General features: G+C 69.7%; 15 protein-coding genes. 2 read left to right on the top strand and 13 right to left on the bottom strand.

The window, feature by feature from the left end; all coding sequences use genetic code 11:
• Nucleotides 1–35: 35 nt before the first annotated feature.
• From ACUP6Y_RS01035 to ACUP6Y_RS00995, 9 genes are all read right to left on the bottom strand, one after another.
• Nucleotides 36–1,502, bottom strand: a complete 1,467-nt coding sequence (locus tag ACUP6Y_RS01035) for an amidase (protein WP_462553740.1) — start codon at nt 1,500–1,502, stop codon at nt 36–38.
• A complete protein-coding gene (locus ACUP6Y_RS01030) occupies nt 1,489–1,686 on the bottom strand; it encodes a hypothetical protein (protein WP_462553739.1) in 198 nt (65 codons plus the stop codon). Before ACUP6Y_RS01030 ends, ACUP6Y_RS01035 begins: the two co-directional genes overlap by 14 nt.
• Before the next feature lie 20 nt (nt 1,687–1,706).
• Nucleotides 1,707–1,919, bottom strand: a complete 213-nt coding sequence (locus ACUP6Y_RS01025) for a hypothetical protein (protein ID WP_462553738.1) — start codon at nt 1,917–1,919, stop codon at nt 1,707–1,709.
• Complete coding sequence (locus ACUP6Y_RS01020) at nt 1,912–3,300, bottom strand: amidase (RefSeq protein ID WP_462553737.1); 1,389 nt, start codon at nt 3,298–3,300, stop codon at nt 1,912–1,914. Before ACUP6Y_RS01020 ends, ACUP6Y_RS01025 begins: the two co-directional genes overlap by 8 nt.
• 34 nt (nt 3,301–3,334) lie before the next feature.
• Nucleotides 3,335–4,387, bottom strand: a complete 1,053-nt coding sequence (locus ACUP6Y_RS01015) for an ABC transporter permease (RefSeq protein WP_462553736.1) — start codon at nt 4,385–4,387, stop codon at nt 3,335–3,337.
• A complete protein-coding gene (locus tag ACUP6Y_RS01010) occupies nt 4,384–5,931 on the bottom strand; it encodes a sugar ABC transporter ATP-binding protein (protein ID WP_462553735.1) in 1,548 nt (515 codons plus the stop codon). Before ACUP6Y_RS01010 ends, ACUP6Y_RS01015 begins: the two co-directional genes overlap by 4 nt.
• Nucleotides 5,932–5,971: 40 nt before the next feature.
• Nucleotides 5,972–7,117, bottom strand: a complete 1,146-nt coding sequence (locus tag ACUP6Y_RS01005) for a sugar ABC transporter substrate-binding protein (RefSeq protein ID WP_462553734.1) — start codon at nt 7,115–7,117, stop codon at nt 5,972–5,974.
• Between the two features lie 220 nt (nt 7,118–7,337).
• Complete coding sequence (locus ACUP6Y_RS01000; protein WP_462553733.1) at nt 7,338–8,300, bottom strand: AraC family transcriptional regulator; 963 nt, start codon at nt 8,298–8,300, stop codon at nt 7,338–7,340.
• A 1-nt stretch (nt 8,301) separates the two neighbouring features.
• Nucleotides 8,302–9,282, bottom strand: coding sequence for an alpha/beta hydrolase fold domain-containing protein (locus ACUP6Y_RS00995; protein ID WP_462556584.1), 981 nt, complete (start codon nt 9,280–9,282; stop codon nt 8,302–8,304).
• On the opposite strand from ACUP6Y_RS00995, the gene ACUP6Y_RS00990 reads away from it, so the two are divergent.
• Nucleotides 9,209–9,400 carry an ATP-binding cassette domain-containing protein gene (locus tag ACUP6Y_RS00990; RefSeq protein ID WP_462556582.1) on the top strand — a complete coding sequence of 64 codons (192 nt, stop codon included), beginning with the start codon at nt 9,209–9,211 and terminating at the stop codon, nt 9,398–9,400. The genes ACUP6Y_RS00995 and ACUP6Y_RS00990 overlap by 74 nt on opposite strands.
• Here the strand turns inward: ACUP6Y_RS00990 and ACUP6Y_RS00985 are convergent.
• Both ACUP6Y_RS00985 and ACUP6Y_RS00980 read right to left on the bottom strand, forming a co-directional pair.
• Entirely contained in the window at nt 9,357–10,046 is a 690-nt protein-coding gene (locus tag ACUP6Y_RS00985; RefSeq protein WP_462553732.1) for an alpha/beta hydrolase family protein, read from the bottom strand. The genes ACUP6Y_RS00990 and ACUP6Y_RS00985 overlap by 44 nt on opposite strands.
• A gap of 12 nt (nt 10,047–10,058) precedes the next feature.
• Nucleotides 10,059–10,244: a hypothetical protein gene (locus ACUP6Y_RS00980; protein ID WP_462553731.1), complete on the bottom strand. Its 186-nt coding sequence runs from the start codon at nt 10,242–10,244 to the stop codon at nt 10,059–10,061.
• Between the two features lie 103 nt (nt 10,245–10,347).
• On the opposite strand from ACUP6Y_RS00980, the gene ACUP6Y_RS00975 reads away from it, so the two are divergent.
• On the top strand, nt 10,348–11,238 hold the full coding sequence (locus ACUP6Y_RS00975) for a PaaX family transcriptional regulator (protein ID WP_462553730.1): 891 nt from the start codon (nt 10,348–10,350) through the stop codon (nt 11,236–11,238).
• A 238-nt stretch (nt 11,239–11,476) separates the two neighbouring features.
• Here the strand turns inward: ACUP6Y_RS00975 and ACUP6Y_RS00970 are convergent, their stop codons facing one another.
• Both ACUP6Y_RS00970 and ACUP6Y_RS00965 read right to left on the bottom strand, forming a co-directional pair.
• A complete protein-coding gene (locus ACUP6Y_RS00970; RefSeq protein WP_462553729.1) occupies nt 11,477–12,718 on the bottom strand; it encodes a kynureninase in 1,242 nt (413 codons plus the stop codon).
• A gap of 7 nt (nt 12,719–12,725) precedes the next feature.
• On the bottom strand, nt 12,726–13,574 hold the full coding sequence (locus tag ACUP6Y_RS00965; protein ID WP_462553728.1) for a tryptophan 2,3-dioxygenase: 849 nt from the start codon (nt 13,572–13,574) through the stop codon (nt 12,726–12,728).
• Nucleotides 13,575–13,593 lie beyond the last annotated feature (19 nt).

Genomic DNA, 13,593 nt, shown 5'->3' with positions numbered 1-13,593 from the left:
CCGGTCCGGAGCATCTCCGGGAGGTCGCGAACCAGTCAGCCGCCTGTCGTGGCCCCGCGCAACGTACTCGCCACCAGCGGCGGCTCGACCAGGTGGTGCGTCGTGCGGTCCTGGAACTGTGCGGCGACACGCAGCACCACGGCGTCGTCGAACGGCCGGCCACCGAGGTGCAGTCCCACCGGCAGACCGGCATCGGTCAACCCCATCGGGATCGACATGGCAGGGAACCCGACAGCGTTCCAGTACCTGGTGTGGATGGCCGCGACGATCGAGTCGAAGGACAGGCCGTCCAGCTGCGGGGGCGGCAGCAGACAGCTCGGGTGCAGCACGACGTCGACCTCCTGGAAGACGTCGTGCGCCGCCCGCAGGCCCACCCGCCGCACTCGCTGGGACTGGAGGTAGTCGGCCGCCGACGTCATCACACCGTACGCCGCCGCCATCCGCGTCGGCTCGCCGTAGTCGTCCCACTGCGAGCCGAGGGTCTCACGGTGATAGGCGAACGCCTCGGCGGTCAGGCCCACGGCCGTGACGACGGTCATCTCCTCGTACATCGGCAGCCGGCACGGCACCACCGTGGCGCCGGCCGCCTCGAAGACCGGAAGCGCCTCGGCGAACAGGCGCGCGATCTCCGGGTCGCAACGCGGGTCGTCGCTGAGGGAGTGGTCGACGCCGACCCGGACGCCCTCGAGGGGGCGCTCGACCTCGGCCAGATAGTCGCCGACCGGGCGACGTACGGACGACGGGTCGCGCGGGTCGTGGCCCGCGATCGCGCTCAGCACCGCGGCACAGTCCCGCGCGCTCCTGGCCATCGGACCGATGGCGTCGTATGTCCACGCCAAGGGCACGCAGTCGTTCTTGGGCACGAGACCGAAGGTCGGCTTGAGACCGCTGATCCCGCTCCAGGCCGACGGGAGCCGAACACTGCCTCCCGTGTCGGTGCCGAGACCGGCGAGGAAGAGCCCTGAGACCACCCCGTTGCCGGTGCCGGAGCTGGAGCCGCCGGGCCAGCGCTCCAGGTCGAAGGGGTTCCTCGGCGTCGGGAACCCCTTGCTCGGGTCCGGAGCCCCCAGCGCATACTCCATGGTCGTGGTCTTCCCGACCACGACCGCGCCCGCAGCCCGCAGCCGCTGCACAACCGGAGCGTCACCCCGGTCGCCGTACGACCGGTCCAGCACCAGGCTCTGAGCGGTGGTCTGCGCGTCGGACGTCGTGATGATGTCCTTGATGCCCACCGGGATCCCGTGCAGCGGGCCTCGCTCCACCCCTTCGGCCAGCTCGCGGTCACGTTGCTCGGCGGCCGCCAGCGCCTCGTCGAACAAGGGGGTCACGTAGGCGCCGATCAGCGGGTCCAGTCGCTCAGCGCGGCTCTGCACACGACGGGTCAGGTCGACAGCGCTGAGCGTGCCCGCGCGGAGGTCGGCCGCGGCCCGGGCTATCGAGAGCGGAAGGCCGTCGACGTCCGACACCTGCCGGCACGTCGCGGCACCCTCATCGCGCTCCATGGCGTCCTCCTTCCTCAGCCGTCCGCACCTCCGGCGAGAACGACAGCTGGGGCTCGTCGTCCGTGGTGGTCGCGACGGCGTACAGCGTCTCGACCATCGCACGGTGAGCGGGGTACGCCGTCGCGAGCTGGGCCACCTCCTCCTCGCTCAGCCGCAGACCCGCGGCGTCCAGCAGGTGACGCACGGCCGACTCCTCTCGACCCGTCACGATGCCGCGCCGTCCCGGTCCGCGCCCGGAACCGGACACTGGAACACCAGTCCGGGCTCCAGCTCCACGGCGTCCGCGACGACATGTACCAGCGCCGCCAGGCCCTGCAGCCGAGGGAGGTCGGCACGGACGACCGCCCGCGCCGCGGCGTCTCCTTGAATCGCCGCCGACTCCCAAGCGAGATCGATGACAGTTGTCGGGTCAGGCATGAGCTGCTCCTTCCGCGAGCGCAGGCGTGGCGAGATGCCACGGCGTCTGGGACTGGTACCGGTCCGCCGCGGCGAGCAGGAGGTCCTCCTCGAACCAGCGGCCGGCGATCTGGAAGCCGAACGGCATGCCTTCGCCGCTGAAGCCGATCGGCACGTTCACGACCGGGTTGCCGACACCGCTCCAGTAGTTGGTGAAGACACTCGCGTACAGCTTGGCCTGGTCGAATCCCTCGATCTCCGGGGCGATGCTCGTCACGGGCGCCGAGATGATCAGGTCCACGTCCTCGAACATCGCGCACAGCCGCTGCTGAGCGAGCCGACGCACCTTCTGCGCCTGGATATAGTCGGTCGCGCTGAAGACCGACCCCGCGACGAGCGCGGAGCGCACGGACGTGCCGAAAGCGTCCCACTGGCTGGCGAGGTTCGCGCGGTGGTAGGCCAGCGCCTCGCAGTTCCAGGTGATGATGGTCGCCGCCGTCACCTCGTCGTACAGCGGGACGGTGACCTCGCTGATCCGCGCACCAGAGGACGTGAGCTCGCCGATGGCCGCGTCGAAGACCGCCGCCAGGTCCGGGTGGACGTGATCGCCGTCGAGGTTGCCGCGGTCGACGCCCACCCGGAGCGCGCGACCGTCGAGGCCGGTCCCGAACGGCGTGTCGACCCGACGCGGCGCGTCACCGGCCATCGCGGCGAGCATCAGGGCCGCGCCACCGACGTCACGCGTCATCGGTCCGAGGACGTCGAGCGAGTTGCCGAGCGGAATGACGTCGCGCTTGTCGATCAGGCCGTAGGTGGGCTTGAGGCCGGTCGTCCCGCAATAGGACGACGGGATCCGGATGCTTCCCCCGGTGTCGCTCCCGACGGCGCCGAGGAACATTCCCGCGGCGACGCCGGCCGCGCTCCCGGAGCTCGATCCACCGGCCCATCGCGCCGGGTCCCAGGGGTTGCGCGGATAGGGGAAGGGCTTCGTCTCGTCAGGGATCCCGAGGGCGAGCTCCATCGTCGAGACCTTGCCGGTGATCACCGCGCCGGCCTCGCGCAGCCGTGCCGCGACCGGCGCGTCGCGGCGCCGGGCCCACGCGGGGTTCACGGCGGTGGTGTTGCCGGTCGTCGGCCCCTCCTCGGTCAGCACGATGTCCTTCATCCCGATCGGCAGGCCGTGCAGCGGACCACGGTCGACACCCCTGCCCAGCTCGTCGTCGGCACGTTCCGCAGCAGCTCGCGCCTGCTCGGGGAACCGATCGACGTAGACGCCGAGGACCGCGTCCAGGGCGTCCGCTCGGGCGGTGCATGCCTCGAGCAGCTCGACGCTGCTGTAGGCGTGCGAGCGCAGACCTCGCGCCGCTTCGCTGATCGTTGCTGGGATCGTCTCCACGTTCATGACTCCTTCGGTTTCGGCAGCGGCCGCACGAGATCTAGTCGTGGGCCGGGGTGAGCACGGCGTCGGTCGACGCGGGTCGCGATGGCCCCGCGTCGTCCCCGCCCGGGGAGGAGCGCCGGCGCCGATGGGACTGCTTGACCGCTCGCTGCCGCTCGCCCGCCAACGCGACGGCGAGGATCAGCGCGGTCCCGTTGAACACGGCGCTGAGCCACTGCACGCTGGTGACGAACTGCAGTCCCTGAACACCGGTGGCGAGCACGTAGATGGCGAGGAGCGTTCCCCACACGTTGAACCGGCCGGGCTTCAGCTGGGTCGAGCCGAGGAACACCGCGGCGAAGGCCGGCAGCAGCAATGAGGCGCCGAAGGTGAGCGACGGCCCGGACAGGGACGCATAGAGGACGCCCGCCAGGCCGCAGATCGTCCCGGAGACGACCAGCGACACGAACGTCCAGCGGCCGACGGCGACACCGGACAGGCGGGCCGCCTCGGCGTTGCTGCCTGCGGCGTACATGTAGCGACCGGCGGGCGTGCGTTCGAGCAGCCACCAGACGAGGGCAGCCAGGACGATCAGGTAGACGACGACGATCTGAAACCCGCCGACCTGGCGTTGGGTGAGCATCGTCCACGTGGCGGAGACCGGCGGGAACGGCTGGCTGCCGTCGGTGACGATCGTCTGGACCGCGCCGATCAGCGTGGCCGACCCGAGCGTCGCGATGAACGAGTTGACCCGCAGCCCGACCACCACGATCCCGTTGAAGACGCCGACCAGCGCCCCGGCTCCGACGGCCAGCAGCACGGCCCAACCGAGGGGAACGTCGTGCTGGGTCTGCATGATGGCGACCAGGACCGCCGAGAGGTTCACGTTCGCTCCCACGGAGAGGTCGAACGCTCCGGCGACCATCGGCACGAGTACGGCGAGCGCCAGCATGCCGACGATCGCCTGCTGCGCGGCGAGGAAGTGGACGGTGTCCATCGTGAGGAAGAGATCCGGCGTCCACAGGCCGAAGACGACGGTGAAGACCGCCAGCAGGTACAGCCCGCTGAACCGGTCGAACCCGAGGTTCCGGGCGTTGGGGATGTGGGTCATGCCAGGTCCTCCAGTGAGTGCTCGAGACAGGCTCGGGTGATGGACTGCGCCGTGATGTCCCGGTGGGTCAGCTCGGTGCCGGGTCGCCCGTCGCGCATGACGATCACCCGGTCGCACAAGGCCGCGAGCTCCTCGACATCGGTCGAGGCCACGACGACCGCGGCCCCCTCCTCGGCTGCGTCGACGACCCGTTGGTGCAGGACCGCCTTGGCGCCGATGTCGACGCCCTGGGTCGGCTCGTCCAGCAGGAGGACCGACGGGCGGGCCCGGAGCCAGCGAGCGAAGATGACCTTCTGCTGATTACCGCCGCTGAAGGCGGCGATCGGCGTCTCGGCCCCGTGGGCCGGACGGATCGACAGCTCCGCGAACCAGCGGTCGCTCTCACGCCGCTCGATCGATCGCCGCAGCCCGAGGCGCCGCCAGAAGGGCGCCAGGTCGACGACGGTGAGGTTCTCCCGTGCCGACAGCTGGGGCAGTGCGGCCGAGGCCGCTCGGTCGGGCGGCACATAGGCCATGTCTGCGGCGATCGAGGCGCGCGGCCGCGCCGCCGGCACCTCTCTGCCGCGCACCCGGACCTCGCCGGCCTCCCGGCCGGCCGCGCCGAAGATCGCAGCGAGCGCCGTCTCCCGGCCGGACCCGGTGATGCCGGCGATGCCCACGATCTGCCCACCGTGGACGGCCAGGTCGAGTCCCGCGACGTTCTCGCAGACGAGCGCCCTCACCTCGAGCACCGGCGACGTGCGCCGGTCCGACGATCCTCGCCGTTCTCGCAGACGCTCGTGCGCAGCGGCGACACCGGCGGTGCCCGAGCCGACGAGATGGTCGACCACGTCCTTGCGGGTCATGCCCGTGAGGGTCCCGTCGGCCACGCGAACGCCGTCCCGCAGCACCGTGACGGTGTCGCAGAGCTCGAGCACCTCCTCGATCCGGTGACTGACATACAAGACGCCAACGCCCGCGGCCGCGACGTGCTTCACCGTGCGGTGGAGCCGATGCACCTCGTCGTCCGGCATGGTCGCGGTGGGCTCGTCCAGCACCAGCAGACGCGGGGGGTGCGTGGCGTCCTTCCGGAGCGCGCGTGCCACGGCGACCGCGGTCCGTGCCGCCGGACTGAGATCGTCCACCAGCAGGTCGGGATCGATGTCGAGATCGACGGCGGACAGCGCCTGTGCCACCTCCTGCCGTGCGGCACGCCGCCGGATCGTCCCGAGACTGGTCGGGAAACCGCTGCCGAGGCTGAGGTTGTCGAGCACGCTGAGGCCGTCGACGAGGGCGAGGTTCTGATGCACGAACCGGCAGCCGTGGCCGTACGACGCGTCGGCGTCTCCCGGCTTCAGCTCCTCGCCGCCGACGATCACCACACCCTCGTCGGCGGCGTGGTAGCCGGCGAGGATCTTGATGAAGGTGGACTTCCCCGAGCCGTTCTCCCCCATGAGCGCATGGATCTGCCCCGCGGCGATCGAGAGATCGACATCGCTCAGCGCCTGGGTCGCGCCGAAGGACTTGGTGACACCGGTCGCGACGAGTGCTGCTGCACTGCTCACTTGGTCAACCCCTGGCGTCGTCGGGTTCTCACGGGTCCCGTCACCGGCCGGACGCGGCCGGGTCCCAGAGCTTCCTGAACTGGTCTTGGAAGTCGGCAGGGACGTCGTGGGAGTTCGAGACCTCGAAGTCCACGTCGGAGGTCAGCAACTGCATCGGCATGCCGAACCCGTCGGCGGGGAAGTCCATCCCCTCCGCGTCACGCAGGGCGATGTCCAGGATCATCCAGGCCGCGTAGTGCAGCGGGTTGCCGGTCAACGCCGCGACGTCTCCGCTGTCGACCGCGGCCAGGGTCTGCGCATCCGCGTTCTCCGCCGCGATCTTGACCTTGTCGGCGAGGCCGGCACTCGCGAGCGCCGCGGGCAGCGCGGTGACGAAGCCTGCGTGCGAGGACACGACGTAGCCGACGCCGGGCTGGCTGCGCACCTGGGAGACCACCGACTGCACGACGCCTCCGCTATTGGCCTCGTCGATGGTGTTGTTGACGTCGGTGACCTGGCAGGAGGAGCACTTCTCGCTCACGGTGTCGGCGAAGGCGTCTGCGAAGATCTTCAGGCTGGGGAAGTCGTCCACCCGCTGGAGCAGCGCCTTGCCCGTGCCCTTGGAGTCCGCGATGAACCAGTCGGCGAGAGTCCGGCCGGCGTCCTCCGACAGCTCCCGTCCGGCGACATTGGCGATGACGGTGTCGTTGAGCTCCACCTGCGCCAGGTAGCTCGCGATGATCTTCACCCCGGCGTTGCGGTAGTCGGAGACGACGTTGCCCCAGCCGGCTTCCTCCGGAACGCCGGTGAGCGCGACGTAGTCGGGGTCGTACCGCAGCGCCTGGCGCATCGCGGAGACGAGCGTGGATGGGTCGGCGGAGCGGTACGAGATCTCCCGGTAGTTCCAGCCGACCGCGGTCACTGCCTCCTCCATGGCCTCGCCGATGATCGAGCACGAGGGGATGTCGCACGAGAACCAGATGAAGGTCTTGCCGGTGGCCGGCTTCTCCGCGAGCGGCTCGGAGACGGTGATCTCCGCCGGCGTCTGCTTCGACGCCTCGACCGCGGCCTTCACCTCGTCCAGCGCGGTCGCGTCCAGTGAGCCCGTCCCACCCGACGCTCCGGAGCCTCCACATGCAGCAAGGCACAGCACTGCGGCGAGAGCCAGGGCGGAGACGGCGCCACGGCGCTGGATGATGCGAGTCATGAGCTCTCCCTCGGAACATTGATCGACGCCCATGGCCCCTGCCGCGACGTCAAATCCTGATGATGATCGGAATCATCCGAAGGGTCGCGGCGAAGGTCAACGAGTCACGGGGCCTTCCACGGCACCCGCGCGCCATTCGGATCGGGTGGTGCGCGATTCGGATACAGCCGGACGGTCCGGGCAGCCGCGGACAGCCCTGCTCTACCGCGCGGGCTCAGGTTCAGAAGCGGCGCAGCGTCGCCGAGGGCGCCTCGCCGAACCGCTCGCGGTACGCGCAGGCGAAGCGACCCATATGCACGAAGCCCCACGCCGCAGCCGCTTCCCGCACCGTCGTCTCACCAGGACGTGCCTGCTCGAGGCCGGCGCGCACGCCTTCGAGGCGGATGGTTCTGAGATAGTCCATCGGCGGTTGGTCGGTGAGCCGCTTGAAACCCTCCTGCAGGGTCCGAGTGCTGACGTGGACCGCTGCGGCGAGCGTCGTCGTGGACCACTGCTCGGCGGGGCTCGAACGGAGCAGCTCGATCGCGCTGCGCACACCACCGGTCGAGACCCGCGGCTGCTCGAACGGCGCGCGGGCCGGGCATCCGTTCTGGCTCAGCACCAGCAGCTCCAGCACCAATGCCTCGAGATGACTGGCCAACGTCACGTGCGAGACCACGCTCGTTATCTGGCCGCCCTCCTGGTGGCGGTCGAACTCGCGCTGAAACAGCCACAGCACGTCACGCCAGCGGCTGGCCATCGGGTCGCGCAAGTCGATGAAGGACTGCATCTCGACGGGCATGGCGACGGAGCTGTCGAGCAGGATCCTCGCCTGATGCTGGAGCGCGTCGGCCGGGATCATGACGCAGAGCTGCTGCACCGGGCCGCGCCACGTCGTCTCGGCCAGGCGTCCGGGCGCGAACACCACGGCCTCGCTCGCCCCGATCCGCCGCAGGCCGGTGCGCCCGTCGCGCACCTCGAGGGACCCCACGACGGGGAGGAGCACGTGGTAGTTCTCCACCTCCGTGGTCAGCCGGGCAGTGTGCGTGCAGCCGAGCTGCCCGACGGTCACGCGACTGAGGCGGAGCGAATCAGACACCAGCTGGAACGAGGCCGAGCGATCCACCTCGATCTCGGTCGCCTCGTACACCTCTGCGATCCTGGCTCGCGCAGACTCGACGTCAGGTGCATCGAAGTGCAGCACGTCACCTTGCCGCGCACCTCGGAATGCGTCCGCCCCCAACGTCGCACCACCTCTTCAGCCTGGCCTGGACCCGAGTTGGTCGTTCATAGTAGGAGACCCGGCCGTCGACAGGCGGCGGTTCTGCTGGGCGAGGTCCCTGCAAGACGATCCAAGCCGACCACCGTACGAGACGCGACCGGGCATGCGGAACCCCTGAGCAGAGCTCCACCGGGCCATGACCCTGCCCGGGGAAGGCTCGTCGAGGGCCGACTCGCCGAGGAAGGCGCAACAGCGCCGACTCTTGTCGAGCCCGCTCCTTCTGCAGGATGAGGTCGACGCCGCCGGTGCCGCGGACCAGGGCCTTGTCGCCGGTCCCATGGAGAGAGCCGGTGGCTTGTTGTTGGGGTCGCGGACGCCGAAGGTGATCGGCTCGCCGTGGACCAGCGGGATGATCGCGTGGGCCTTGGTGTCGTTGTCCTTGATCGCCTCGAAGGCGGGCGTCATCGAGGAGCACCTCGTCCCCACCCGCCGTCACGAACATGGGCGGAAACCCGGCGAGATCTGCGAACAGTGCGTTGACATGTGGATCTTGCGGGGAGCCCATCTCACCGAGGAACATCGACGTCATCATCTCGAGCACCGGTCGGCTGATCAGGGCGTCCGACTCGGCATTGGCATCCACCGATTGCCCTTGATGGAGAATGTCCACCCACGGTGAGAACAGCACCAGACCGGCGAGCGCACGCTCACCCATGGCCACGGCAAGACCGAGCGCGAGGTTCGCCCCCGAGGAGTCGCCGGCCACGACCAGACGAGATGCAGCAACGCCGTGGCTGTCGTCCAGCCAACGAACTGCAGCGACGGCGCTCTCGAGTTGAGCTGGATACGGGTTCTCGGGCGCGAGCGGGCTACGCAGCCGACAGGCGGGGCTGCTGTCCGGCGGCGAGCAGCAACTTCTCTCCCTCGCCTGCGCCCTGACCCTCAACCCTCGCCTGCTCCTCATCGATGAGATGACCATCGGGCTCGCGCCCAGTGTCATTCGGGACCTGACCGCCATTGTGAAAGAGGCTCGAGGTCTCAGAGCGTGTGCTCAGCGATCGTCCGCAAGTGCTCCAGCGTGATGGCCCATGCTGCTGACGCGGGGGCGATGAGCGTGAAGTGGTCGCCGTCGACCTCGACCAACTCGGCGACGCCGCCGGCTGCCCGGGTCGCAGCCACATAGGAGCGCGATTGCGCGAGCGGGACCATGTCGTCGTCCCGAGCGTGGATGCACCACACGGGGATGTCGAGCGGCGCCTGCGCGATCGGGTCGAGGACGACGTCGGCCGGGCCCGGAGGGCGACCGAGGAACCGCTCGACCGCCCCGCCGCCGAGGCCGTCGACGTACGCCGCCTTCAGGTCGAGTACGCCGGCCTGGGCAACGACATGGGTCAGTCCGACATCCTGTGTGGCGGCCCAGGCCACGAGGTGACCGCCTGCGGAATGCCCGATCGCCACCACGACCTCGGCCTCGAGAGGGCACGCTGTGATGGCCGAGCGGACGTCGTCGAGCGTGTCCGCAGGACCGGTGCCGCGGCGGTACTCGATCGCCCAGACCGCCCATCCGGCCGCGACCAGGCTCGGGACCAGCGGCCGGGCGTATTCGATGCCGTACTCCGGTTTCCAGAAACCGCCATGCACGAGCACCGCCACACCGCGCTGCTCCCCGTCAGGCAGCGTGAGCTCGGCGAACTGCGCCGGGTGCTCGCCGTACCGATGCGCGCCCACGAGTTCGTCGACTCAGCTCACGTTGCCTGTGCGGCCGTTGTTGGATGATCCGATCCCCATCCACGCGAACGGCTCTGTTGAGCGCTCACCATCCGTAGCTGTCCAGGAGAACAGACGGAGAACGTCGACGGCTTGCTGCACCTTCTCTTCAGGCAACGTCTCGGAGAGGTCGATCAGCCCCTCACGAATCCCGGTCACGACCTCATGGTAGGTGACGCATTGCGAGACGACCGGAAGCAAGGATGGGCTCATCATTTCACTTCTTTGACGTACCTCGCGACAGTGACCTAGGTTCCGGAACGTGTCCACCGACGAGATCGACGCCCGTCCCGGCAGCACCACGTCGCTGCTGTTGACGATCATCGGCGCGCACCTGCGCGAGCAGGGGAGATGGCTGCCGTCCACGGCGTTCGTCGCCCTGATGGAGGCGATCGACGTCCCGGCCGCCCGGACCCGAACTGCGCTCACCCGGCTCAAGAACAAGGGGATGCTCGTCGCGGAGACCCGGTCCGGCCTCGCCGGCTGCCACCTGCCGGATGCGGCGATCCCAGGGCTGGAGCGGGGCGACGCCCGGATCCAGCAACCGCGACTGATGGCCGACGACGAGCGCTGGTTCGTGCTCTCGTTCTCCGTCCCCGAGGAGAACCGCGACGTGCGCCACCAGCTCAAGCGCCGGCTCAAGTGGATCGGCTGCGGATCGGTGGCCGGTGCCCTGTGGATCGGACCGGCACACCTGGTCGAGGAGGCGGAGGAGATCGTCGAGGACCTCGACCTGGTGGGCCGCGTGACGGTCTTCATGGTCGACGAGCTCCGCGGCGCGACCGAGCCGCGAGTGGCGGTTGCGCGGTGGTGGGACCTCGACACGATCCGCGGTCTCCACGACGATTTCCTGCACACGCACGAGGCGTCGCCGGGCGCGTTCCGCTCCGACCCGACCCCGCTCAACGCCTTCCGGATCTGGACCCGCGCGCTCGATGCGTGGCGACCGATCACCGGCATCGACCCGGGCCTTCCGGCGTCCGTGATGCCCGAGGACTGGCCCGGCACCCGGAGCATCCCGCTCTTCCTGCAGCTGCGCGAGCTGCTCGAAGCCCCAGCGAGGGAGTACGTCGCGTCGCTCGTCCAGGTCGACGAGGTCGTCGAGGCGTTGGCGTCGCCGCCGCCCGATCGCGAAGGACGACAGCGACGGTGATCACCGAGCCGAGGAACCCCACCACCGCATTTCCGCCGAAGTCGCGGGCACAGTAGTCCGTCGCGGCTAGGAGCGTGTCGCCGCGGCCAGAGCGTGGTGTTGGGAGATGCCCAGATGCGTACATCGCAACGCGGCGGAGCGCTGGGCACACCGGGTCCTCTGTCGAGCTTCGCCAACGCCGCGAGCTGCGTGCCTGTCGGGCCGCGTCGCAGATGGCCGTCCACGGATCCAGGCTGTCTCAGTCGCTGAGCACGTCGGCGACATGCGCGAAGGCGGCCGCGACCTCGGTGAAGCGGGTGCTCAATGGCGAGAGACCCGCGCGCAGGCCACGCGGCGGGCGGAAGTCCGGGATGACCCCGCGCGTCCACAGCTGCGCCACGACCTCGCGCATCCGGTCGTGCTCGATGGTGATGTGACCGCCCCGGACCTCGGGGTTGCGCGGCGATGCCACGCTCACGCCGTACGCCGCAAGGCCCTCGTCGGCGATCTTCATCGCGAACTCGGTGAGCCGGACCGACTTGGCGCGCACCTCGCTCATCGTCGCCTGCTCCACCAGGGCGAGCATGTCGCGCAGCGGGACCATGCCGAGGATCGGCGGCGTGCCGCTGATCAGGCGACGGATCCCGGGCGCTGCCTGGAAGTCCGGGCCCATGCTGAACGGATCGGCATGCCCCATCCATCCGGTGATCGGCTGCGCGAGGTCCTCGTGCAGCCGGGTGGCGACGTACCCGAAGGCCGGCGCGCCGGGACCTCCGTTGAGGTACTTGTAGGTGCAGCCGACCGCCAGGTCGACGTCCGCACCGTCGAGGTCGATCTCGATCGCACCGGCGGAGTGGCACAGGTCCCAGAGAACCAGCGCGCCCGCGGCGTGTGCGGCCGCGGTGATCGCCGGCAGGTCGGCGATATAGGCCGACTTGTAGGCGATGTGGCTCGCCACGACCAGGGCGGTGTTGGCGTTGAGCGCCGCGGCGACCTCGTCGACCTGGACGCCGGCCGCCGGGTCCGGCGAGATCCAGCGCACCGTCAGGCCGGCTTCGCGTGCCACGGCCTCGACGATGTAGCGGTCGGTCGGGAAGTTCTCGGTGTCGGCGACGATCTCCGTCCGCCCCGGCCGCGCGGCGACCGCAGCCCGCACGAGCTTGTAGAGCATGACCGTGGTGGAGTCGGCGACGACGACCTGGCCGGGCGCTGCGCCCAACACGGTGCGCCCCAGCAGGTCGCCAATCTCGAGCGGCTGGTCGAACCAGCGCTCATCCCAGGCACGGATCAACCGGCCGGCCCACTCCTGGTCGACGAAGGCCTGCAGGTGGTCACGGGTGCGGACCAGCGGGCGGCCGAGCGAGTTGCCGTCGAGGTACGCCGCCACGTCGGCGTGCTGCACGAATTCGTCGGCGTAGTGGGCCAACGGGTCGGCGCGGTCCAGCTCGGCGGCCTCGGCGACCAGCGCCTCGGGCAGGTGGCGGAGAACGTCGTCAGTCATGGTCATCTCAGGCTCCGATGTCGGTCCGCACGCTGTAGAGCTCGGGGAAGAAGGTCAGGTCGAGTGCCCGCTTCAGGAAGTCGACCCCCGAGCTGCCGCCGGTGCCCCGCTTGAAGCCGATGGTCCGCTGCACGGTGCGCAGGTGCCGGAAGCGCCAGAACTGGAAGGCGTCCTCGAGGTCGACCAGGTCCTCACAGGTGGCGTACTCCACCCAGTGGGCCGTGGTGTCGCCGTAGATCCGGGTGAACACCGGGTTCAGCTCAGGCATCTCGACCCAGGCCCTGCGCACGTCTCGTTCGAGCACCGTCTCCGGCACCGGGTGCCCGTGGCGGGAGAGGAAGCGCAGGAAGGCGTCGTACACCGTGGGGGTGTCGAGGAGCTCCTGGAGCACGGACCGCGCCTCGGGCTGGGCGTCGAAGACCTTGAGCAGAGCTGCGTTCTTGTTGCCGAGGATGAACTCGACCGCCCTGTACTGGTGGGACTGGAAGCCCGAGGACGATCCGAGCGAACCGCGGAACTCGGAGTACTCGCTCGGGGTCAGCGTGGCCAGGACCGACCACTGGTCGGCGAGCACCCGGAAGATGTGCTTGACCCGCGCCAGTGCCTTGCGAGCGCGGCTGACGTCGTCGGCGTCGAGGTAGCGGCGTACCGCACGCAGCTCGTGCAGCACCAGCTTGAACCAGAGCTCGGTGGTCTGGTGCTGGATGATGAACAGCATCTCGTCCGGGTGGTCGGTCAGCGGATGTTGCGCCGACAGCAAGGTCGGGATGTCCAGATAGCCGCCGTAGTCCATCCGGTCGGCGAAGTCGGTGCGGATCCCTGCCTCGAGCGGTCGCTCGCCCAGCTCCTCGGACATGCCGGTGCCTCCCTGTTGC

The organism is Nocardioides sp. S5-5 (assembly GCF_054954065.1).
The sequence above is the reverse complement of the archived record's forward strand: the minus strand, read 5'-3'. Positions and strand labels throughout refer to the sequence as shown.